General features: G+C 65.8%; 17 protein-coding genes. 8 read left to right on the top strand and 9 right to left on the bottom strand.

The annotated features are described in order from the left end of the window. Positions 1–219 precede the first annotated feature (219 nt). The 3 genes from exbB to QX039_RS07170 are packed head-to-tail and all read left to right on the top strand — an operon-like array spanning position 220 to position 2,363. The gene (gene exbB / locus QX039_RS07160; protein ID WP_315773416.1) at positions 220–996 is read left to right on the top strand and encodes a tonB-system energizer ExbB; all 777 of its coding nucleotides are present in this window, start codon (positions 220–222) and stop codon (positions 994–996) included. Between the two features lie 3 nt (positions 997–999). Further along, positions 1,000–1,425: a TonB system transport protein ExbD gene (gene exbD / locus QX039_RS07165; RefSeq protein ID WP_315756988.1), complete on the top strand. Its 426-nt coding sequence runs from the start codon at positions 1,000–1,002 to the stop codon at positions 1,423–1,425. After that, on the top strand, positions 1,422–2,363 hold the full coding sequence (locus QX039_RS07170; protein ID WP_315773417.1) for a TonB family protein: 942 nt from the start codon (positions 1,422–1,424) through the stop codon (positions 2,361–2,363). Before exbD ends, QX039_RS07170 begins: the two co-directional genes overlap by 4 nt. A gap of 43 nt (positions 2,364–2,406) precedes the next feature. Here the strand turns inward: QX039_RS07170 and QX039_RS07175 are convergent, their stop codons facing one another. Beyond that, positions 2,407–2,748 (bottom strand): hypothetical protein, encoded by a 342-nt coding sequence (locus tag QX039_RS07175; protein WP_315773419.1) that lies wholly within the window; start codon positions 2,746–2,748, stop codon positions 2,407–2,409. Positions 2,749–2,796: 48 nt separating this feature from the next. Further along, a complete protein-coding gene (locus QX039_RS07180) occupies positions 2,797–3,639 on the bottom strand; it encodes a hypothetical protein (protein ID WP_315773421.1) in 843 nt (280 codons plus the stop codon). 957 nt (positions 3,640–4,596) lie between these two features. Between QX039_RS07180 and QX039_RS07185 the strand changes: the two genes are divergently transcribed. Next, positions 4,597–4,953: an EF-hand domain-containing protein gene (locus tag QX039_RS07185; protein WP_315738719.1), complete on the top strand. Its 357-nt coding sequence runs from the start codon at positions 4,597–4,599 to the stop codon at positions 4,951–4,953. 127 nt (positions 4,954–5,080) lie between these two features. On the opposite strand, the gene QX039_RS07190 is transcribed toward QX039_RS07185, so the two are convergent. After that, positions 5,081–5,716, bottom strand: coding sequence for a response regulator transcription factor (locus QX039_RS07190; protein WP_315773423.1), 636 nt, complete (start codon positions 5,714–5,716; stop codon positions 5,081–5,083). A gap of 312 nt (positions 5,717–6,028) precedes the next feature. On the opposite strand from QX039_RS07190, the gene QX039_RS07195 reads away from it, so the two are divergent. Continuing rightward, positions 6,029–8,404, top strand: a complete 2,376-nt coding sequence (locus QX039_RS07195) for a TonB-dependent receptor (protein WP_315773425.1) — start codon at positions 6,029–6,031, stop codon at positions 8,402–8,404. A 393-nt stretch (positions 8,405–8,797) separates the two neighbouring features. Here the strand turns inward: QX039_RS07195 and QX039_RS07200 are convergent, their stop codons facing one another. Further along, positions 8,798–8,950 (bottom strand): hypothetical protein, encoded by a 153-nt coding sequence (locus tag QX039_RS07200; protein ID WP_315773427.1) that lies wholly within the window; start codon positions 8,948–8,950, stop codon positions 8,798–8,800. A gap of 1 nt (position 8,951) precedes the next feature. On the opposite strand from QX039_RS07200, the gene QX039_RS07205 reads away from it, so the two are divergent. Both QX039_RS07205 and QX039_RS07210 read left to right on the top strand, forming a co-directional pair. Continuing rightward, positions 8,952–11,882: an autotransporter domain-containing protein gene (locus QX039_RS07205; RefSeq protein WP_315773429.1), complete on the top strand. Its 2,931-nt coding sequence runs from the start codon at positions 8,952–8,954 to the stop codon at positions 11,880–11,882. A 490-nt stretch (positions 11,883–12,372) separates the two neighbouring features. Continuing rightward, on the top strand, positions 12,373–12,789 hold the full coding sequence (locus tag QX039_RS07210) for a hypothetical protein (RefSeq protein ID WP_315738383.1): 417 nt from the start codon (positions 12,373–12,375) through the stop codon (positions 12,787–12,789). A gap of 165 nt (positions 12,790–12,954) precedes the next feature. Here the strand turns inward: QX039_RS07210 and QX039_RS07215 are convergent, their stop codons facing one another. The 4 genes from QX039_RS07215 to pgm form a co-directional block, all read right to left on the bottom strand. Continuing rightward, entirely contained in the window at positions 12,955–14,052 is a 1,098-nt protein-coding gene (locus QX039_RS07215) for an alkene reductase (protein WP_315738382.1), read from the bottom strand. Positions 14,053–14,214: 162 nt separating this feature from the next. Beyond that, a complete protein-coding gene (locus QX039_RS07220; protein ID WP_315717326.1) occupies positions 14,215–14,718 on the bottom strand; it encodes a DUF1993 domain-containing protein in 504 nt (167 codons plus the stop codon). Between the two features lie 437 nt (positions 14,719–15,155). Continuing rightward, a complete protein-coding gene (locus QX039_RS07225) occupies positions 15,156–16,391 on the bottom strand; it encodes a lytic murein transglycosylase (RefSeq protein ID WP_315738718.1) in 1,236 nt (411 codons plus the stop codon). 211 nt (positions 16,392–16,602) lie between these two features. Further along, entirely contained in the window at positions 16,603–18,243 is a 1,641-nt protein-coding gene (gene pgm, locus QX039_RS07230; protein ID WP_315738381.1) for a phosphoglucomutase (alpha-D-glucose-1,6-bisphosphate-dependent), read from the bottom strand. A gap of 367 nt (positions 18,244–18,610) precedes the next feature. Between pgm and QX039_RS07235 the strand changes: the two genes are divergently transcribed. Then, positions 18,611–19,441 (top strand): hypothetical protein, encoded by an 831-nt coding sequence (locus QX039_RS07235; RefSeq protein WP_315738380.1) that lies wholly within the window; start codon positions 18,611–18,613, stop codon positions 19,439–19,441. 26 nt (positions 19,442–19,467) lie between these two features. Here QX039_RS07235 and QX039_RS07240 read toward each other — a convergent pair whose 3' ends face one another. Continuing rightward, a complete protein-coding gene (locus tag QX039_RS07240) occupies positions 19,468–20,007 on the bottom strand; it encodes a hypothetical protein (protein WP_315738379.1) in 540 nt (179 codons plus the stop codon). Between the last annotated feature and the right edge of the window lie 3 nt (positions 20,008–20,010).

Genomic DNA, 20,010 nt, shown 5'->3' on the forward strand with positions numbered 1-20,010 from the left:
ATTATTCCCGTATCGCATGGGACAACTTCCACGCAGCAAGTGCCTTGAAGCCGGTGGGGACAGGCGGCACTCTTTGACGATCGGGATTGTCGCGATCTTCGCCGTGACTTTGCCCCAACGACACGAAACAACAAGGCTCCGACACGATCCGGCATGGCCCCATGCGATCCACGCCGGGATCGTGATCACCAACCACGGGGCCACCGAGGGAGTACGGCCATGGATCAGGCGCACATCGCCAATATCGCGAGCACGCTGCCGGAGGCGTTGTCGCCCTGGACCATGTTCATGCAGGCCGACATCGTCGTGAAGGCGGTGATGATCGGGCTGGCGCTGGCTTCAGTCGCAACCTGGACCGTTCTGGTGGTGAAGACGATCCAACTCCGCGCGGCACTGCGCACCTCGCGCAGCGCGCTCGGCATCGCGATGGCCGCGCGCGCGCTGTCGGATGCGACGGGGCGCATTTCCGCCGACGACGGTGTGGTCGGCCGGCTGCTGGCCGTCGCCGATGACGAAATCGACAAGTCGCGTGGCCTTCCCGCCGACGGCATCAAGGAGCGCGTCTCCTGGCAGTTCGAGCGGATCGAGGCGGCGGCGGTGGCGCGCATCGGCCGCGGCATCGGCATTCTCGCCACGGTCGGCGCGGTCGGGCCGTTCGTCGGCCTGTTCGGCACCGTCTGGGGCATCATGAACAGCTTCATCGGCATCTCGCATGCGCATACGACCAATCTCGCGGTGGTCGCGCCCGGCATTGCGGAAGCGCTGCTCGCGACCGCCTTCGGCCTCGCCGCTGCGATTCCCGCGGTCGTGATCTACAACCTGTTCGCGCGCGCCACCGGCGGCTATCGCGCCGTCATCGCCGATGCGTCGGTGGCGGTGATGCGCCTGCTCAGCCGCGATCTCGATCGTCAGCACGCCGGGCCCGCCGAAACGCGGCGCAGCGCCATCCGCGCCGTCGAGGCGCCGATGCTGTCGATCGCCAATCCGGCGGAGTGAGCTATGGCCGTCAAGCTCGCCCGACGCCCCGACGAATTCGAGGAGACGCACGACATCAACGTGACGCCGTTCATCGACGTCATGCTGGTGCTCTTGATCATCTTCATGGTCGCCGCGCCGCTCGCCACTGTCGACATTCCTGTCAACCTGCCGGCCATTTCCGCCGAGCCGCAGCCGCGCGCAGAGACGCCGGTCTTCGTGACGTTCAAGGCCGATCGCTCGCTTGCCGTCGGCGATCAAGGCGTGGCGCAGGCTGATATCGCAGCGTCCCTCGACGCCGCCACCAACTCCGACCATGGCCAGCGCGTGCTGCTGCGCGCCGATCAGACGCTGCCCTATGGCGAGGTGATGGCGCTGATGAACACGCTGCGCCGTGCCGGCTACACCAAGGTGGCGCTCGTCGCCCTGGAAGACCGGGGCGCGCAGTGAGCGTCCTCACGCTCGATCCGTTCGAATACGAGCAGCGCCGGGAGCGGACGCTGTGGACCATCGCCGCGCTGGTGGTGGGCGGGCTGCATGTCGGGCTCGCCGTCGGCTATCTGCTGCTGCGTCCCGCGCCGCAGGGACGTGCCCAGGCGCCGGCCTTCGACGTCGTGTTCACCCCGGCGGTGGTGAGCGAGCCGGCGCCGACGGCGCAGGATGCACCGGCGTCCGAGCCGCCGCCGGTGGAGCCGCCGAAGGACGAGCCGGTGAAGGACGACCCGGTCGCGCGCGAGGCCGTCGCTGAGCCTGTCCCGCCGGCTCCCTCCGAGCCGGAGCCGCAGGTCGTGGCGCAGCCGGAGCCGGTGCCGGATGTCATTCCCTCGCCGGAGCCCGCGCCACAGGTCGCGCTCGCGCCCGAGCCGCCGCGTGCAGACGATGTCGTTTTGCCGCCGCCGCCACCACCGAAACAGATCGAGGCGATACCGCCGGAGCCGAAGCCCGTTCCCGAGCGTGTCGAGCGCAAGCCAGTGGAGAAGAAGGAGACGAAGGAGAGGGTCGAGAGGAAGCCCGCACCGCCGAAGCCGGCTGCGGCGCCAGCGGCCCGGCCTTCACGTGTCGCGTCGGCGCCCAATCCCGGCGAGGACAGCGTCGGGGCGCGCGAGGGCCAGGCCAGTTGGAACGCCGAGGTGGTGGCGCAGATCCGCCGCGCCGCAGCCTATCCCTCCGACGGCAATGGTGCGAGCGGCACCGTCATGCTGAACGTCGTGATCGATCGCAACGGACGGCTGCTGTCGCGACGGCTCGCTGGAAGCTCGGGCTCGCCGGCGCTGGACCGCGCGGCGATGGGCATCATCGAACGCGCCGCGCCGTTCCCGCGCTTTCCGCCGGCGATGGCTCAGGCGCAGGTCTCGCGCACGGTCCCCCTCCATCTGAGGCCGCGCTGAACGCGGCGCCATCCAGGGCGATATCGGTGCCGCCGCGTGCCGCTTATTTGCTGCACTCGGTCAGATCCGTATCGCGCACGACGAACTGCGCGCCTTCCTTGAGTTCGATGTTCTTGGCGACGCAGGTGCGGCCGCCCTTTTCGGACAGCTTGATGTCGTAGCGGCCGGACTTCACGCCGACCAGCGTCATGCGCTCATTGTGGTCGACCTCGCCCTCGTCGTCGTTCTTGCACTGGTCGGCGCCCCAGGTTCTGGTGCCGGCGGCCGCCAGGTACATTTTCACGATGGTCTGGCCGGTGCGGTTGAGGAAGCGCGGGCCGTCCTCGGCGGACGCGGCGGAGCCGGCAAGCATGAGAAGCGCGCAGGCGGTGACGAGGCGACGCATGACGAGTGTCCTTTTCTTATGATTGGTCATGGGATGAAGGCGCGCGGGTCAGAAATCCTTGCCGATGCTGGTCTTGACGGCAAGGCCGCGCGAGGCGTTGGTCAGGCCGTAGCCGACGCCGAAGCTGAGCTCGAAGCCCTTGAAGCGGGTGTCGGCGACTGCGTAGAGCGTCTGCATCTGCTGATTCCAGGGCAGGATGTAGCCGAACGGTCCGAGATTGGAGAAGTGCTCGATACCGATGGTCCAGCGATCGCTGAGGCGCTTGACGAAGCGCACCGAGGGCTCGAAGGCCGAGCCGGCGCCGTCGATGCCGAAGGTCATGTTGGCGTTGAAGATGAGCTGATAGTCGTTGGGCAGGTTGACGCCGATGATCGGCGTGAACATCTGCGCCACCCGCGGCGTGGCCTCCTGCACGAAGCGCGGCGCGCCGGGCTGGCCGGCTCCGGCCTTGTTGGCGACCCACAGGTCCGGCGTCAGGCCGCCCTGCGGCGCCAGGATGGTGCGTGACACCAGGCCGAGGAAGACGGTGCGCTCAAGCCGGTCGCCCTGGATGAAGGTCTGGCGAATGGTGACGCCGCCGGACTGGAATGAATAGCCGGGCACGCCATTGTCCATCACGTTGCCCAGCGCCATCGGGACATTGGTGCGGGCAAAGGCGTAAGGCGAGGTCAACGCGATCTCGTACCATTCGGTTGGCGAGTAGCCGATCTCGGTCTCGCCGGTGACCGCACGCTGCGGCACGCGGCGTCCGCCGTTCTGTTGCGGATTGAAGGTTGTCAGATAGCCGAAGCGCTGTTCGACCTGGAAATGTCCGGGCGAGGCGGGGTCATTGCCCTGGATCTCCTCGGCCACTGCACCGAACGGCGCGAGAACGAGAGCACCGGCAGCCATGTACAATCGCGATCGTCTTCTTGCACTCCTGGCGATGCCGTTCGGCTGCATGTCCCCGCGCTCCCTTCAACTGATGAGCTAACGAGTCGGCGGGGCGAAAACATGCGGGCCTGTCGGCTGAAAGATGACGCGATCGGGAAACGATCAGTCGTTGAATGCCGCAATTGCTCCGGCCCTTCCTGTTTCGATGAGGAATAGGGATGTTTTGGCAAGTCGAACGGGACATTTTGACCGGGACAATATGGCGGCCATTTCGCGAGTGAATCTCAGGGCGGCGATGAATGTGGCGTGTTGCAAACACATTGAAGTCATAGAGCGAGGAAAACATGTGCTGCAGCATGCATTGCTGATCGCCGGATCAGCCAGAGAATGGACACGCCCGTGCTTCACACACCCGGTCATCGTCGCCGCTTGTCCGCTCAGCCGATGCGGCTCGGACTGGTGCTCACACTCCTTCTGTCCACGCTGCTGCCGGATGGACGCGCCTTGGCGGAGGAGTCGCTGCGGGACCAGTTGGAAGCGTGGTGGAATCAAACCCAGGCCGGCAAGAGAGGTCAGGTTGGGCAAGTCCGACAGGCGTCATCGGGGAGCGGTGCCAGAACCGCAAGGCATGCCGCCAAGCGCGGACGCCACGTCGCCAATGCCCGGGCCGAGGCAGGAGGAGGTGTCTTCGACCACGATAGCGGTCCGCGTCGCGACCGTCCGGGGAGATATTTCCTGCACGGACCGAGGTTCTAGTCCCGACGCTCTTGCGGGAATTTCCCGGGCGTCGCGTTCTTGCACTTGCGAAATGACAAGGCCTCCCATAGGTCAAAGCGATGTGTGGCGCGTTGCCGGTGAAACCGCCGACGCTCGCATACGTTGTTTTCGTGCCCTTCATCGCCGCCCCCCGGACGGCGGAGACAAAGGATCAATTCGATGAATTGGAAACTGATGATGACGGCCGCTGCCGTCGGCATGACAGCAATCGTCGGCACGTCGACGATCGCTGTCAGTGCACCGGCCCCTTCCAAGCTGCTGACCTCGATCGACCCCGACAAGGACGGCACCGCCGACATGAACGAGGTCCGCACGGCCGCCGGCGCGCTGTTCGATCGTCTCGATCGCGACCACGACGGCACGCTCGACGCCAAGGAGCTGCGCGGCCGCGTTTCGGCCAAGGATCTCAAGGCCGCTGATCCCGACAATGACGGCACGCTGACCAAGGACGAGTATCTCGCGCTGGTGGAAGGCCGCTTCAAGGCGGCCGATCCTGACCATGACGGCACGCTCGATTCCAAGGAGCTGAAGTCGGTGGCCAAGCTGCTGAAGTGAGACGTCGGTCCGCACTGGACCGACGCGACACAGACATGAGCTCGAGGGCCTGTGATGGGAGACCGTCGCAGGCCCTCGCCTTTCAGGCGGATGCTCGTGGCGGGCCGGCAGGGACGGCGATTGGCCCTCACATGCTTGGGCGGGACATTTCCACTGCGAGACGAACCAGGTCGGGCAGGCTGCGCGCCCCGAGCTTCTGTCGCAGCCGGTAGGTCAGGTTGATGACGGTCTTGTAGCTGATGCCGAGATGGTCGGCGATCGCCTGATAGGATTTCGCCTGAGCCAGCAGCGCAAGTGCCTGGCGCTCGCGCGGGGTCAATGCCGCGGTCGCCATGCCGTCCGGATCGGCGCGGAGCAGGGCGATGCGGGTGGCGAGCTGCGGGTCGAGATAGGTGCCGCCGGTTCGAACCTGTTCCAATGCCTTTGGCAGCTCGTGCGGCGGGGCGTCCTTTAGCAAATAGCCGTTGGCGCCGGCGTCGATCGCGGAGCGGACGATACGCGGATCGGCGTGCATGCTGAAGACCAGAATTCGGGCGCGGGGATCGTGCGACCGCATCCGTTCGATCAGACTGATTCCGCCGAGCTCCTGCCCGTGCAGGCGCAGATCGACGATCGCGACGTCCGGCCGGTCACGAACATAGGCGTCGTACCCGCTGTCGGCATCGTGTGCCTCGGACAGCGAGCGGATCCCGGCTTCATTCAGCAGCCAGCGACAGGCCGTGATCACGACCGGGTGGTCATCGACGAGCAGAACGCGATACATCCGACGAAGGTCTTGCCCTATGGGCGCTGGTGGCGCCGATGCTTCTTCTATCATGTAGGTTCCCTTGCAAACCAGAACCGGGTGCAGCAGTACGGCCGAGTCTGGGAGATACGTCGGCGAATTGATCGCCACTTTCCGGATCCGGGAAGATTGTCCCTAGAGGCCGAAGAATATTGCCCGTTGCGACGAACTGGCGGGCTGTTTACGAATGTTAACGTTCGTAAACGGGTAAATCGGCGCGTTCTGGTGCGGGTAAAGGCTCAGGGGCGTGGGCTGTTGCCGGAACCGGTCGACAAGAAACTGGGGGACGTCTTGACCAGACTGTCGGCGCTGAAGAGCGCGCTTCTCGCGACGTGTGCGTTGCTGCCTACGGCTGCGTTCGCGCAGCAAACCCTGCAGACCATCGAGGTGGTCGGCGTCTCGCCCGTTCAGGGCAGCGAGATCGCGAAGGACAAGATTCCTTCCAATGTCGAAACCATCGGGGCGCGGGAGCTCGACCACAGCCGCGCGCCGACGCTGCTCGACAGCATCCTGCAATCGGTGCCCGGGGTCTCCCTCAGCGACCAGACCGGGAACGCGTTCCAGCGCGACTTGAATTATCGCGGTCAGACTGCCTCGCCCGTGCTCGGGACGCCGCAGGGCATCGCCGTCTACCAGAACGGCACCCGCATCAATGAGGCCTTCGGCGACGTCGTGAACTGGGACCTGATCCCGGAAATGGCGATTGCGCGCATGACGCTGATGCCGAACAATCCGCTGTTCGGCCTCAACGCCACCGGCGGGGCCATGTCGATCGAGATGAAGAACGGCTTCACCTACCAGGGCGGAGAAGCCCAGCTGTTCGGCGGCTCGTTCGGCCGGGTCCAGTCGGGCGCGCAATACGGCTGGAACAACGGAACCTACTCGGCCTATATCGCGGCGGAGGGCGCCTATGACCGCGGCTGGCGCGACTACTCGTCGGCCTCGCAGATCCGGCGCATGTATGCCGATTTCGGCGCGCGCGGCGACAATACCGAATTCCATCTGTCCTTCACCGGCGCCGACAACAAGCTCGGCTCGGTGGCCGCGACGCCGATCGAGATGCTGAACCAGCGCTGGTCCAGCGTCTATACCTGGCCGCAGTCGCTGCATCTGCAGATGCAGATGGTGCAGGCGAGCGCGAAGTGGACACCGACCGACACGCTGTCGATCCAGGCCAACGGCTATTATCGCAACTACAAGTCGGCGCGCGTCGACGGCAATGGCACCGAAGTGCAGGACGGCGGCGGCGTGTTCGTCCTTGAGGACGCCGCCGGGACCCCGTGGGACATCAACCGCAACGGCCCAACCGCCAACACGCTGGCCGCCGATGCGGCGCTCGGCCAGATCGACCGCAACACGGTCAAGACCGACAGCTATGGTGGCTCGCTGCAGGCGACCTCGACCACGCAGCTATTCGGCCATGACAACCATTTCGTCGTCGGCGCCAGCGTCGATCACGGCAACACCAACTTCCAGGCGACCTCCGAGCTCGGCACCCTCGACAACAACCTGTTCGTCACCGGCCTCGGCGTCTATATCGACCAGCCCAACGCCGGCCTTGCTCCGGTCAACCTGAATGCCAAGAACACCTATCTCGGCGTCTACGCGACCAACACCTTCGACATCACCTCGCAGCTGGCGCTGACGGCCGGCGGCCGCTTCAACTGGGCGCAGATCAACCTGCGCGACCAGACCGGCTTCGCGCCGCTCCTGAACAGCAACAACAACTTTCAGCGCTTCAACCCGGTGGTCGGCCTGACCTACAAGATCACGCCTGATATGACCGCTTATGCCGGCTACTCCGAAGCCAACCGCGCGCCGACGCCGCTCGAGCTCGGCTGCTCCGATCCGGCCAATCCCTGCCTGATCGACAACTTCCTGATCGCCGATCCGCCGCTCAAGCAGGTGGTGTCGCGCACGGTCGAAGGCGGCCTGCGCGGCGAGATCTCCGGCGGCCGCTCGGCCTACGCTGCCGATCTGCCGGCCTACCGCAAGGCGCCGATCAAATCGGTGGCGGTTGATGACGGCTGGCGGCTGCGCTGGGGCCTCAGCCTGTTCCGCACCGAGAATTCCGACGACATCCTGCAGGTGGTCGATCCGATCAACCCGGTGCGCGGCTACTTCAAGAACGCCGGCACCACCCTGCGCCAGGGTGTCGAGGCCAAGGTCGACCTGGCCTGGAACCGGTGGACCGCCTACGCCAACTACACGTTCATCGACGCCACCTTCCGCAGCGCCTTCGACGTCAACGATCCGTTCCTCCGGGTGCCGGTCGGCGTCGTCTCCGGCAACCACATTCCCGGCATTCCGGCGCATCGCCTGAAGCTCGGAGCGGAATATGCCGTGACCGATGCCTGGAAGGTCGGGGCGAGCATCAACTATGTCGGCAGCCAGTACCTGCTTCACGACGAGACCAACGTCTACCCGAAGGTCCCGGCCTACTGGGTGGTGAACGTCAACACGTCTTATCAGGTGACCAAGAACGTCGAGGTGTTCGGCCTGATCCAGAACCTGTTCAATCAGCGCTATTATTCGGCAGGAACCGTGTTCGATCCGGCCGGCTTCAACACCGCCGGCGGCGGAACGGCGTTCGCGTTGAACGATCCGCGCAGCATGGTTCCGGGAATGCCGCTCGCGGCCTATGCCGGCATCCGGGCGAAGTTCTGAGCCTCAGGAGCGGACGACCAGCCACCATAGGCGCATCCGCGCCGCGCCACGGCAGCCCCCCACCGTGGCAAGAAGGCCGGGAGAAATCCCGGCCTTTTCATTTGTTGATCGGAGCCAGCAGGTGTCGGAACCGGGAGCGCGAGTTCATCTCTGCGCTGTCCTCCACGGTGGAGCGGTCCGCCGTCCTTGTCGTCAAAATTTCAGATCTGGCGGAAGAGTGGTGTTTCAAATGAAGTGGATGATGATAATTAGTCCGGGCGCTATGGGACTAATTCAGTTGTTAGTTTGACAATGTCCCGTGCGTTCATAGAAACTTTCGCCTTGCTGGGTCCTGCCAACGTTTCGATACAATCGGTCATCAACAAGAAGCCGTGTATTGCGTAACGTGGGGCGTCAGGTGAAGTCAAAGAACAGAAAGCGCAGCGAGGCAGCTGCCGCAAGTTTCGTGTTGTTGTCGACATGGATGGTCGCCGGCGAGGCAAGGGCCGAATGTACGACGCCAGGCGTCACCGTCACCTGCAGCGGGACCATCAGCACGGCAATCACCGTGTACGACGCCGCTGCGGCGACGGCGACGCCCTCGAGCGGCAGCAATTCCTATACGCCGGCGAACCCGGCCTTTCCGGTGACCGGCTACAATCCCAATCCGCCGACGACGATTGTCACGCTGGATTCGACGGCCGTTCGCAATCTCACCACCAACACCCAGGCCGGTCTGGCCGATCGCGGCATGATCGCGGCCAATTTTTCCAATGCCGAGGATCCGGCCGTCAACAACGTCGTCATCAACAACGCCGGCTGGCTCAGCCTCACCACCAGCCAGCTCAGCGCTGGCCGGCTTCACGTCATCGTCGCCGACAGCCAGGTCAACAAGTTCACCGTCAACAACACCGGGACGCTCGCCGCCACCCAGAATTTCTTCGGCGCGTTCGATCCCACCAAGCTGAGCGTTTCGGTCGGTGCGACCGCGACGGGCCGCTACAACGGCACCAACCTCGCCATCATCTCGGCGCTGTATTCCGACGACAACACCAACAGCTTCGTGGTGAACAACCGCGCCGGCGGCACGATCTCGGCGACCGGCAACTATGCCGCCGCCTATTACGGCCGGGCCGACACCACGATCACCAACTCCGGCACCATCGCCAACACCAGCTGGACGGCGGCGAGCCGCTTCTATGATGGGCACTGGGCCATCGGCGCCTTCGCCGGCGCCGAGTTCGATACGATCCCCGGCAGCAATCCGGATTCGCCGCTCTACAAGTTCGACGCCGGCGGCAACGTGACGGTGACCGAAACCAAGGCGCTGACGCTGACCAACACTGCTGGCGGCGTGATCAAGGGCGATATCCTGGCGCTCGACACCAATCCGCTGACCACGGCCGCGGGGCTTGCGGCGGGATCGACCCTCCCGCTGACCGGCAGCGGCTCGAACTCGGGCCCGCGCGACAGCGTCATCAGCAATGCCGGCCTGATCCAGGGCAACCTCTATCTGGGCTCGGGCGAGCACGACATCGCCAACAGCGGCACGATCTTGGGATCGATCTCGGTCGACCAGAGCGCCTCGCGCGGCTCGTTTGCGAAGGCGACCGCAGGCACCGTCGCGGGCACCTATAGCAGCTCCGGCTCGGGCACGGACGTCAACGGCAATGCCTGTCCGACGGCGGGCGCGAACACGACAGATCCGCTCTGCGCCGCCAGCACCACCCAGGCGGCGACGTTTTTCGGCGCGCGCACCTTCAATCTGGTCAACACCGGCGCGCTCGGCGGCGACATCATTATCAACGACCAGGATGGTGCGACCAATACCATCCTGCTGAAGGGCACCGGCTTCAGCGGCAACGTCGTCGCGCAGAACGGCCTCGGCAGCAATTCGGCGACGCTCGACGGCGTGACCAGCCTCGCCAGCATCGTCAATTTCGGCATGCTCGACCTGATGAAGTCGCAGGTCACCATGAGCGGCGGGGCCGGCGTGCAGCTCGTCGATGGCGCGGTGTTGCGCACGACGATCTTCGGGTCGGGCGGCACCGCGGCAGCGCCGTCGACGAAGATCGGCAACATCACCGGCGCGGTGACCTTCGCCGGCGCGGGGACGGTTGCGCCGACGCTTCAGGGCATCGTGCGCAATGGCGACTTCTACCGTGTCGCGACGGCGGTGTCGGCGACGCCGCTCGACGTCGATTTCTCCAGCGCGCTGGTCGGCTTCACTGCCGATACCTCGACGGGGGCTCTGCTGCTGAACGCGTCCGTGCGGTCGCCCGCGACCATTGCCGGCATCTCGCCCAGCAGCCTTGCCGCGCTCAACGGCCTGCTTGGCTACAACGGCAGCAATGCGCAGCTGCAGGCGCTCGGCGGCGTGGTGCAGAGCCTCAGCACCGACCGGGAGGTGCGCGGCGCCGGCGATCAGTTGCGTCCGCTCGTCAACGGCGCCCAGGTCCAGGTGCCGCTCAGCACCGCATCGCTGTTCCAGAACCAGATCGACAACCGGCTGACGGCGGCGGCCGCCTCGCCCAATTCGCGTGTCGCCTCGGCGTTCGCCGACGACGCCGATCCGCTCGCCTCGATGCTGATGGCCTTCCATCCGACCAAGGCTCGTCCGACGGTGAAGGCGCCGCTGGCGTCGGCCATCGCGCCCGAGCCGGAGCGCACCGTCTGGGGCAGCCTGATCGGCACCAATGCGTCGCAGCGTGACGTGGCGGGTGTTGCCGGCTACAGCGGCAACACCGGGGGCCTCGTCGCCGGCATCGATCAGCGGATCGACAATGCGTTCCGCGTCGGTGCTGCGTTTGGCTACGCCACCAGCAGCATCGACGATCGGACCGCCGCCGGCGATGCGGTCGGCATGCAGCACTATCAGGGCACGGTGTACGCCGCCTATGTTCAGCCGTCCTGGTACGTCAACGGCTCCGCAGGCATCGCGCTGGTCGACTACACCACCACGCGCCGCGTCAACTTCGCGGGCTTTACCGACACCGTCTCGGGCAGCCACAAGGGCTGGCTTACGCTGGTGCGTGGCGAGTTCGGTGTCCCGGTGAAGCTCGGCGAGGCCGTGCTGACGCCGTTCGCCGGCGTGACCTACGGCCATCTCGATCAGCAGGCCTACACCGAGACCAGCACCGCAGGTGCCGCGCTCGCGATCGCCAGGCAGACCACCAACTCGGTGCGTTCGAACCTCGGCTTCCGTTCGACCGTTCCGCTGCTGGTGACATCGACCTACGGCTTCGGCCTGGAGACGCTGGCGGCGTGGCGGCACGAGTTCGGCAATACCGCGCAGAACGTCACGGCGGCCTTCGCCGGTGGTGGCGCGACCTTCTTCGCCGCCGGACCGTCGCCCGAGCGTAACCTCGCCGAGCTCGGCGCAGCACTCAAGCTGGTGGCGTTCGGTGAGCGTCAGTCGATCTCGCTGGGCTACAACGCCGTGGTCGGCAGCCAGTATCTCGAGCAGTCGGCGCTGCTGAAGGTGCGCGCGGAGTTCTGAAGCGGCTGCCTCGGGCAGGACCTGCGAAGCACGACGTCAAAGGCCGGGAGCAATCCCGGCCTTGTTGTTGCTTGACCAAAGCGTGAGGTGTCTCCGCTGTCGTAGGGTAGGCAAAGGCGCGCGTGCGACACTGCATGCCACGAGCTCAACTCCACCGCGCGCCGTGCCCACCATTCCTTCCGCTTGCGCGGATGCACGGTGGGCACGCGACCGCCCTGCGGGCGGCTGCTTTGCCCACCCTACGCAGCCGGTATGAATCGTCGATGAGTCTGCTCACGATGGATTTTGGGCAATTATCCCGCTGACCTCGTGAACGAGATCGCTGCGCGCTTCTGGAATTTGCGAAGCATCGCGATTAGTTGCTGCCGGCCTCTGCCAACTACGAACTTCCGCCACAGAACCCGACCAGCTATTGCGCATCGTATCGAGCAGCGAGGTGGTGCACGTGAGTCGTAGATCTTCAAGCCTTGTATCGATCATCACGTCATCGATGGATGCCGTTCACCGGCCCCGCGTGCCTCCTTGGGTACGAGCGACAATCTCTGTCGTGCTTCTCGCCGGCAGTCTGGGGGCGCATTCTCTGCTGCTTGGCGATGCGGCGGCGCGCGATCTCGATGGGCGTTACGCCAATTCTCCGCTCAAGGGCTGGTTCGAGAGTTTACGTTCGGGCAAGGGGCCGTGCTGCTCGGATGCGGATGGCACCGCGCTCTCGGACACGGATTGGGACACGAAGGATGGCCGCTACCGTGTTCGCATTGAAGGCCAATGGTGGGTCGTTCCGGAAGAGGCCGTGGTGACCGAACCCAATCGCGCCGGCCGGACGATGGTATGGCCCGTGTATTATCGCGAGCTGAATACGGGCCTGCGCATCGATGTGCGGTGCTTCCTGCCGGGCAGCATGATATAGGTGGGGATGTGCCGGACCGCAGAAGCGCAGGGTGGGCAAAGGCGCGAAGCGAGATGTCGCGACAGGCGCGGCCTCTCGTGCGCCGTGCCCACCACTCCCTCCGCTCTCGCGGAGGCATGGTGGGCAAGCGGCCGCCCTGCGGGCGGCTGCTTTACGTGATGGCGACTACTCCGCCGCTTGCGCCGCTTTCAGCGTTGGATAGTCGGTGTAGCCCTTCTCGCCGCCACCATAGAGCGTGGCGCGGTCGAGCTCGTTGAGCGGGGCGTTGGCCTTGAGGCGCTCGACAAGATCCGGGTTGGCGATGAAGGGCCGGCCGAAGGCGATCAGGTCGGCGGCGCCGGCGTCGAGCTGCTTGTTGGCGAGCGCGAGGTCGTAGCCGTTGTTGGCGATATAGGTGCCCTTGAAGCGCTTGCGCAGCGACGCGTAGTCGAACGGCGCGACGTCGCGCGGACCGCCGGTCGCACCCTCGATGACGTGGATGTAGACGAGCTTCAGCGCAGCGAGCTGGTCGACGATGTAGTCGAACAGCGCCTGCGGATTGGAATCGGAGATGTCGTTCGCGGGCGTCACCGGCGACAGCCGGATGCCGGTCTTGTCGGCGCCGATCGCCTCCGAGACGGCCTTGGCGACCTCGAGCATCAGCTTTGCGCGGTTCTCGATCGACCCGCCATAGGCGTCGGTGCGCTTGTTGGCGCCGTCCTTGGCGAACTGGTCGAGCAGATAGCCGTTGGCGCCGTGGATCTCGACGCCGTCGAAGCCGGCCTCGATCGCATTGAGCGCGGCCTGCTTGAACGCCGCGACGATGCCGGGAATCTCACTGAGCTCGAGCGCGCGCGGCGTCGAGACGTCGGTGAAGGTGCCGCCGACGAAGGTCTTGGTCTTGGCAGGAATCGCCGAGGGCGCGACCGGGGCGCCGCCGTTCGGTTGCAGCGAGACATGGGAGATGCGGCCGACGTGCCAGAGCTGGACGAAGATGCGGCCGCCCTTGGCGTGCACCGCGTCGGTCACCTTGCGCCAGCCGGCGATCTGCTCCTTGGAATAGATGCCGGGCGTGTCCTGGTAGCCTTGGCCCTGCTGCGAGACCTGGCTGGCCTCGGAGATCAGCAGGCCGGCGGAGGCGCGCTGGCTGTAATATTCGGCCGTCAGCGGGCCCGGCGCAAGGCCGTCCACCGCGCGGTTGCGGGTCAGCGGCGCCATTACGACGCGATTGGCCAGGGTGATCGGACCGAGCTTATGCGGCTCGAACAGTTTGGATGCACTCATCGGGTCTTTCCAGGAGAGAGGAGGGGGTTGTGGTCAATTGTGCATTGCGGCGGACAGCGCAATGCCGGCAGGTATCCGTCGGACGCAGACGAGCTGCGCGATCAACGGCTGCCCGAACAGGCCATCCGATTTGGGGAGCCTGCGGCAGACAACGACAGGGGGTCAGGCAACCCCGAGGAAGTCCCGCTTGCCGATTTCGACGCCGTTGTGGCGGAGAATGCCGTGCGCGATTGCAGCGTGGAAATAGAAGTTCGGAAACGAGACGCGGTTAACGAAGTCCTGCCCCTTCAGGGTCAGCGTGGTGTTGGGCCCGCTTGGAAAGGTCACGTCGCGGCTATCGGCGCCCTCGAACTGCGCCGGCTGGAACGTCTTCAGGTAATCGATGGTTCTGGCAAGCCGCTGGCGAAGCTCGGCGAACGTCGTCTCGGTGTCGGGTGTGCTGGGCACCTCGCTGTGGGAAAGCCGGGCGCAGCCTTTGGCGGCGAAGTCGCAGGCGAGCTGGATCTGTTTGGAGAGCGGCAGCATGTCCGGATACAGGCGCGCGCCGAGCAGGACCTCGGGGGCGATCTTTTTGGCTTCGCAATGGGCCTCGGCCTTGCTGAGCAGGCCGGACAGGCTGCCGAGGATCTGGAGGTAGGCCGGCACGGTCGAATCGTAAAAGGACATGATGCTCTCTTTTGGCAGGAGACGTCGCGACGAAAGCGCGCGCCCTCGGAGATGGGGCTGCGTCCAAGAGAATGCAACTGCATCTTTCTGGTTTTGCGGTCGCCGTGCATTCCAGTCGTTCACGCTGAGGTCACGGCGATTGTGGACGCGTTCCCTAGAGGATTTCGCCAAGCCGTGGACGAAATGCCGGATCGAGGTCGTGGAGAACGACGAGCCTGCGTGGCCGAACATGGTCAGGATGAAGATCGGCGCTACAAGCCAAATTGGGCTTCAATTGTCCGTCTGCTCGCGCTTTTGTCCTGAGCGATCGTCTGGCGGTCCAATTCCAAGGTGATAAATTGGAATAGCCAAGAGCGGACGACACGGTCGCATGAAGTCGGACAATAAGTCATCAGCAATTGAGAGACGAGGAGCGTCGCGCGATGATGTCGGCTCACCTACCGTGTCGCTGTCGCTGAAGCCGGCGCCGCCTGCGCCCGCGGTGTGCCGCGCATGCCTACGAGCAGTTCCGCCGTTGGCCAGGAATCGGCCGGCAGCCCGAGCCGCAACTGCATCGTTTTGACCGCGATACGGCTCTGCTGGCCGAGCACGCCGTCGACCTTGCCGACGTCGAAACCGGCCTTCACCAGGAGCTGCTGCAGCTCCTTGATCTCGTTGAATGGCAGTTGCGCGACCGGGCCGCTGGCTTTGCGCATCGGCGCCGCGCCGGCGATGCGGGTGGCGAGATAGGCCGCGGTGGTCGAATAGATCAGCGAGTTGTTCCACTCGGTATAGGCGGCGAAATTGGCATAGGCCAGGAATGCCGGGCCGTTGCGGCCCATCGGCAGCAGCACGGAGGCTTCGAGCGGATCGTTCGGCAGCGACCGGCCGTCGGCATAGGTCACGCCGAGGCCGGCCCATTTGCTGCGCGGCGCCTTGACGGTGAGATCGGCCTGCTCCCAGGGGAAGGTCTGGGGCACGCGGATCTCCTCCAGCCAGGGTTCGCCGCGGCGCCATTTCAGCCCGGTCGCGATATAGTTCGCCGTCGAGCCGATCACGTCGGGCGCGCTGCGCAGCAGATCGCGACGGCCGTCGCCGTCATAATCGACGGCATAGGTGACGTAGTGGGTCGGCAGGAACTGAGTCTGGCCGAGCTCGCCGGCCCAGGAGCCGATCATCTCGGACGGCGCGAGGTCGCCCCGGTCGATGACCTTCAACGCGGCGATGGTCTCGTTCTGGAAGCGCTCGCTGCGGCGGCAGTCGTAGGCCAGCGACACCAGCGAGGGCAGCACCGGCAGGTTGCCCATGTTGGCGCCGAAATCGCTCTCCAGGCCCCAGAATGCGGCGATGACCGCCGGGGGCACGCCATACTCCTTCTCGGCGCGCGCGAACGCCGCCGCATGCATCCGGATGTGCTGCTGGCCGTTCTGCATCCGGTAGCTTGCGGCCATGCGGCCGGCGAACTCGGTGAACAGCTGGCCGAACACCCGCTGGCCGCGGTCGCGGTTGACGATGCCCTGGTTGTAGGTGAGGTATGGCGAGGCAGCCGCGATCGCGCTCTGCGACACGCCGTCGGCAATGGCACGCTGCTTCAGCTCGGCGAGAAACCGGTCGAAGCTCTGGCCGCTATGGCAGGCTGCGGCGCGCAAGGAAGGCGCCGGCCTCGGACGCGGCGCGGCCGCTTCCGGCGCCATTTGCGCCGCGGCGCTGACAACCAGCATGAACGAGGTTGCGAGCGCGCTGAAGATGACGCGCAAGGCAGTCGAAGAGCTTCGCATCCGGTCTCACCGATGGCTGTCAGGTCGTTGTCCAGCCATCGATATCCGATGCGGGGGGCGGGAGGGAAGGGGGCAGGGGCGAATGGCGAATGGGGAACGGCAAGAACCCTATTCGCTACTCGCCCTTTCACCCCACCTTCGCCAGCGCCGCCTGGGCCTCGCTCTGGATCCGCTTGAGATGCTCGGCGTCGCGAAAGCTCTCGGCATAGAGCTTGTTGACGTCCTCGGTGCCGGAGGGGCGCGCCGCGAACCAGCCGTAGTCGGTCTCGACCTTGATGCCGCCGAACGACTGGCCGTTGCCCGGAGCCTTCGTATGCACCATGCGGACGGGATCGCCGGCGAGCTCCTTCAGGTTCAGCATTTCCGGCGTCAGGGCCTTCAGCGCCGCCTTTGCCGACGGGCTCGCCGGTACGTCGATGCGCTCATAGACTGGCGCGCCGAGCTCTGCCGTCAGCTCCTTGTAGAGCTCGCTCGGGTCGCGGCCGCGATTGGCCATGATCTCGGCCGCGAGCAGTCCGAGGATCAGGCCGTCCTTGTCGGTGGTCCACACCGTGCCGTCGCGCTTCAGGAACGACGCGCCCGCGCTCTCCTCGCCGGCGAAGCCGAAGCTGCCGGAGCCGAGGCCCTCGACGAACCATTTGAAGCCGACGGGGGTTTCGACGAGCTTGCGGCCGAGCTTGCGCGCGACGCGGTCGATCATCGAGCTCGATACGATGGTCTTGCCGATCGCGGCGTCGCTTCGCCAATCGGGCCGGTGCGCGAACAGATAGGAGATGGCCGTCGCCAGATAGTGGTTCGGATTCATCAGCCCGCCCGAACGCGTGACGATGCCATGGCGGTCGGCGTCGGTGTCGTTGGCAAACGCGACATCGAAGCGCTCGCGCATGCCGATCAGGCTCGCCATCGCGTAGGGCGATGAGCAGTCCATCCGGATCTTGCCGTCCCAGTCCGCGGTCATGAAGCGGAAGGTGGGATCGACGAGCTCGTTCACGATGGTGGCATTGAGGCCGTAGCGCTCGATGATCGGCGCCCAATAGGCGATCGCCGCGCCGCCGAGCGGATCGATGCCGATCTTGATGCCGGCCGCCTTGACGGCGTCGAGATCGACGGTGTTGGCGAGATCGGCGACGTAGGGCGTGATGTAGTCGTAAGCGTGCACCGAGGCGCGCTGCTTGGCATGGCTGTAGCTGATGCGCGACACGCCATCGAGGTCGTTGGCGAGATAGACATTGGCCTGCCGCTCGATCTCGGTGGTCGCGTCGGTGTCGGCGGGACCGCCATGCGGCGGATTATATTTGTAGCCGCCATCCTCCGGCGGATTGTGCGACGGCGTGATGACGACGCCGTCGGCGAGATGCGCCGTGCGGCCCTTGTTGTAGGAGATGATGGCGTGCGAGATCACCGGTGTCGGCGTGTAGCCACCGTCCTTGTCGACCATCACCTCGACGCCATTGGCGCCGAACACTTCGAGCGCGCTGGCGAGCGCCGGCTCGGCCAGCGCGTGGGTGTCGATGCCGACGAAGAGGGGGCCGTCGAGGCCCTGCTGGCGCCGGTAGTCGCAGAGCGCCTGGCTGGTGGCGAGAATGTGGTTCTCGTTGAAGCCGGTCTTCAACGACGAGCCGCGATGGCCCGACGTGCCGAACGCGACGCGCTGGGTCGGCTGGTGCGGGTCGGGCTTCAGCGCATAATAGGCCGTGATCAGCCGCGGAATGTTGGCGAGCGCGGCATTGGCGATCGGCTTGCCGGCTGCGGGGTCTGTCTTGGCCATGGAGCATCCTTCGCAAGTTCGAGAAACATCTGCGGCGGCGCTTCGTTCCGCCGCGGCGGGCGCAGGGAACGCGGGGCGTCGCGACGAACCTGCCGCAACATGGCGGCGTGCGGTGATCCGATCAACGGAATTCGTGCACGCCCCCCGCGGCGGCGTGAAGCCTATTTGATATCCGCTGAGGGAATGCCGGGTTCTCGCGGTCGAGGCCGGCCAATGCCGCCGCCTTGTGCGCGCGACATTAACCACGCCTCACTGAGTCCGCGTGCCGGGACCGGCGCTTAAGCCTGAGTTTAACGGATGGCCCTTGAAATAGCAGGCCAAAGCAGAGGCGCGTCCCGTGCGCAGGAGAGTCGTCAGGAGCGGAAAAGTGAGAGCGCTTTGTCTCGGCGCGTTGGCCGTCGTTTCAACCTTGGCCCTGGCCGGCTGCAGCCACCAGGTGACGCCGCAGGTGGCCTCGCCTTGCGTCGATCTGAGCGGAAGGCCCTGCGTGGACGGTCCCGTCGCCGACCAGCCGCCGCAATCATTGGAGCCTGCCAAGACGATCCGTAAGCCTGCAGCCGCGGTCGCGCGCCGCGCGGCCCTGCAGCGCAAGCACGCCCACGCCGCAAAGCGCCGGGTCAAGCCGCAAGTCGTCACCGCCAAGACGACTGAAAAGCCGATTGAAAAGGCGATTGATAAACCGATCGAAAAGCCGCTCGCGGCGCCGGCGCAAACGCCGCGGCCCGATCCGGTCGCGCCAGCTGACGGCGCGCCCGCGCCGGTGATCAAGACCCCCTCCGCCACGACGGATATGCCGAATCCGGCCAAGGTCCAGAGCGACGTCATGGTGGCTGCGGTGACGGTGGCGGCCGAGCTGGCCGAGCGGATGACCGCGCTGCGTGTCCCCGAGGGGCCCGCCGACAGTCATCTCGTCGCGGTGCTGCTGACGCGTCCCACCGTGCGCGGAGTCGCCGATCTCAGCGGCAAGGTGATCGCGATCGACGAGCGCTATGCCAAGTCCAACGCGAAGATCACCGCGGCCATGAATGCGGCCGGTGCGACGGAGGTGCTGCTGCTGGAAGGACAGGCCACCGCGATCACCCGGCTGAACAATGGCGAGGTGAGCGCAGCCGTGGTGGCCCTGGTCTCGCCGGAGGCCGCGGAGGCGTTTCCGAAGATCGCGGGCTTTCGCCGGTTCTCTGTCGTCCTGAAGCCGTAGCTTCAGGACGCTTTGTCACAGACCGGCTAGGTCGCGGCGGTGCTGCGCGCCGGCCGCGGCAACGCCGCGCCTTTTGCGGCGGCGATGCCCTTGGGGAAGCCGCTGCGGTCGCTGTAGAGGCGCTTGCGGCCGCGTCGCGGATCGTGCTGGCTCTTGACGTCCTGGGCGCACATGTAGTCCAGCGCCGTGATGCCTCCGACCATGACCAGCGCCGCCAGCACGCTGCCCACGCGCGGATTGCTCGGCCTGAGCTCACCGACCAGCGTCATCATGTCGAGCCCATCGCCGGCGACGCGGCTCAGCAGGCCGGCCCGCTTCTCCACCGACAGCGTGAGCACGCCGGCGAACAGCTCGCGCACGCCATAGGCGCGCACCAATCCCTCGCGGCCCTCCATGCCGAGCGCATGGGTGACGCGGTGCGGCGCCAGCAGCTCCAGCGTGCCGAGCGCAATGCTGAACCAGCCGAGCCCGCGGGCCAGTCGATCGGCCGGCGTCAGCGAGCTCGGGCCGGTCGAGATGATCTTGGGGTCGCCTTTCGACCTCACGAGATTCGAGACATGAAACATGCG

It is taken from the genome of Bradyrhizobium sp. SZCCHNR1043 (genome assembly GCF_032489675.1).
Lineage (GTDB): Bacteria > Pseudomonadota > Alphaproteobacteria > Rhizobiales > Xanthobacteraceae > Bradyrhizobium.

What these genes read in the sequence shown, in the direction of transcription:
- pgm (WP_315738381.1), bottom strand. Translation starts at nt 18,243, where the DNA reads ATGGCCAAGACAGACCCCGCAGCCGGCAAGCCGATCGCCAATGCCGCG.
- QX039_RS07210 (WP_315738383.1), top strand. Translation starts at nt 12,373, where the DNA reads ATGGATGCCGTTCACCGGCCCCGCGTGCCTCCTTGGGTACGAGCGACA.
- exbD (WP_315756988.1), top strand. Translation starts at nt 1,000, where the DNA reads ATGGCCGTCAAGCTCGCCCGACGCCCCGACGAATTCGAGGAGACGCAC.
- QX039_RS07225 (WP_315738718.1), bottom strand. Translation starts at nt 16,391, where the DNA reads ATGGCGCCGGAAGCGGCCGCGCCGCGTCCGAGGCCGGCGCCTTCCTTG.
- QX039_RS07185 (WP_315738719.1), top strand. Translation starts at nt 4,597, where the DNA reads ATGACAGCAATCGTCGGCACGTCGACGATCGCTGTCAGTGCACCGGCC.
- QX039_RS07220 (WP_315717326.1), bottom strand. Translation starts at nt 14,718, where the DNA reads ATGTCCTTTTACGATTCGACCGTGCCGGCCTACCTCCAGATCCTCGGC.
- QX039_RS07175 (WP_315773419.1), bottom strand. Translation starts at nt 2,748, where the DNA reads ATGCGTCGCCTCGTCACCGCCTGCGCGCTTCTCATGCTTGCCGGCTCC.
- QX039_RS07190 (WP_315773423.1), bottom strand. Translation starts at nt 5,716, where the DNA reads ATGTATCGCGTTCTGCTCGTCGATGACCACCCGGTCGTGATCACGGCC.
- QX039_RS07180 (WP_315773421.1), bottom strand. Translation starts at nt 3,639, where the DNA reads ATGGCTGCCGGTGCTCTCGTTCTCGCGCCGTTCGGTGCAGTGGCCGAG.
- QX039_RS07240 (WP_315738379.1), bottom strand. Translation starts at nt 20,007, where the DNA reads ATGTTTCATGTCTCGAATCTCGTGAGGTCGAAAGGCGACCCCAAGATC.
- exbB (WP_315773416.1), top strand. Translation starts at nt 220, where the DNA reads ATGGATCAGGCGCACATCGCCAATATCGCGAGCACGCTGCCGGAGGCG.
- QX039_RS07215 (WP_315738382.1), bottom strand. Translation starts at nt 14,052, where the DNA reads ATGAGTGCATCCAAACTGTTCGAGCCGCATAAGCTCGGTCCGATCACC.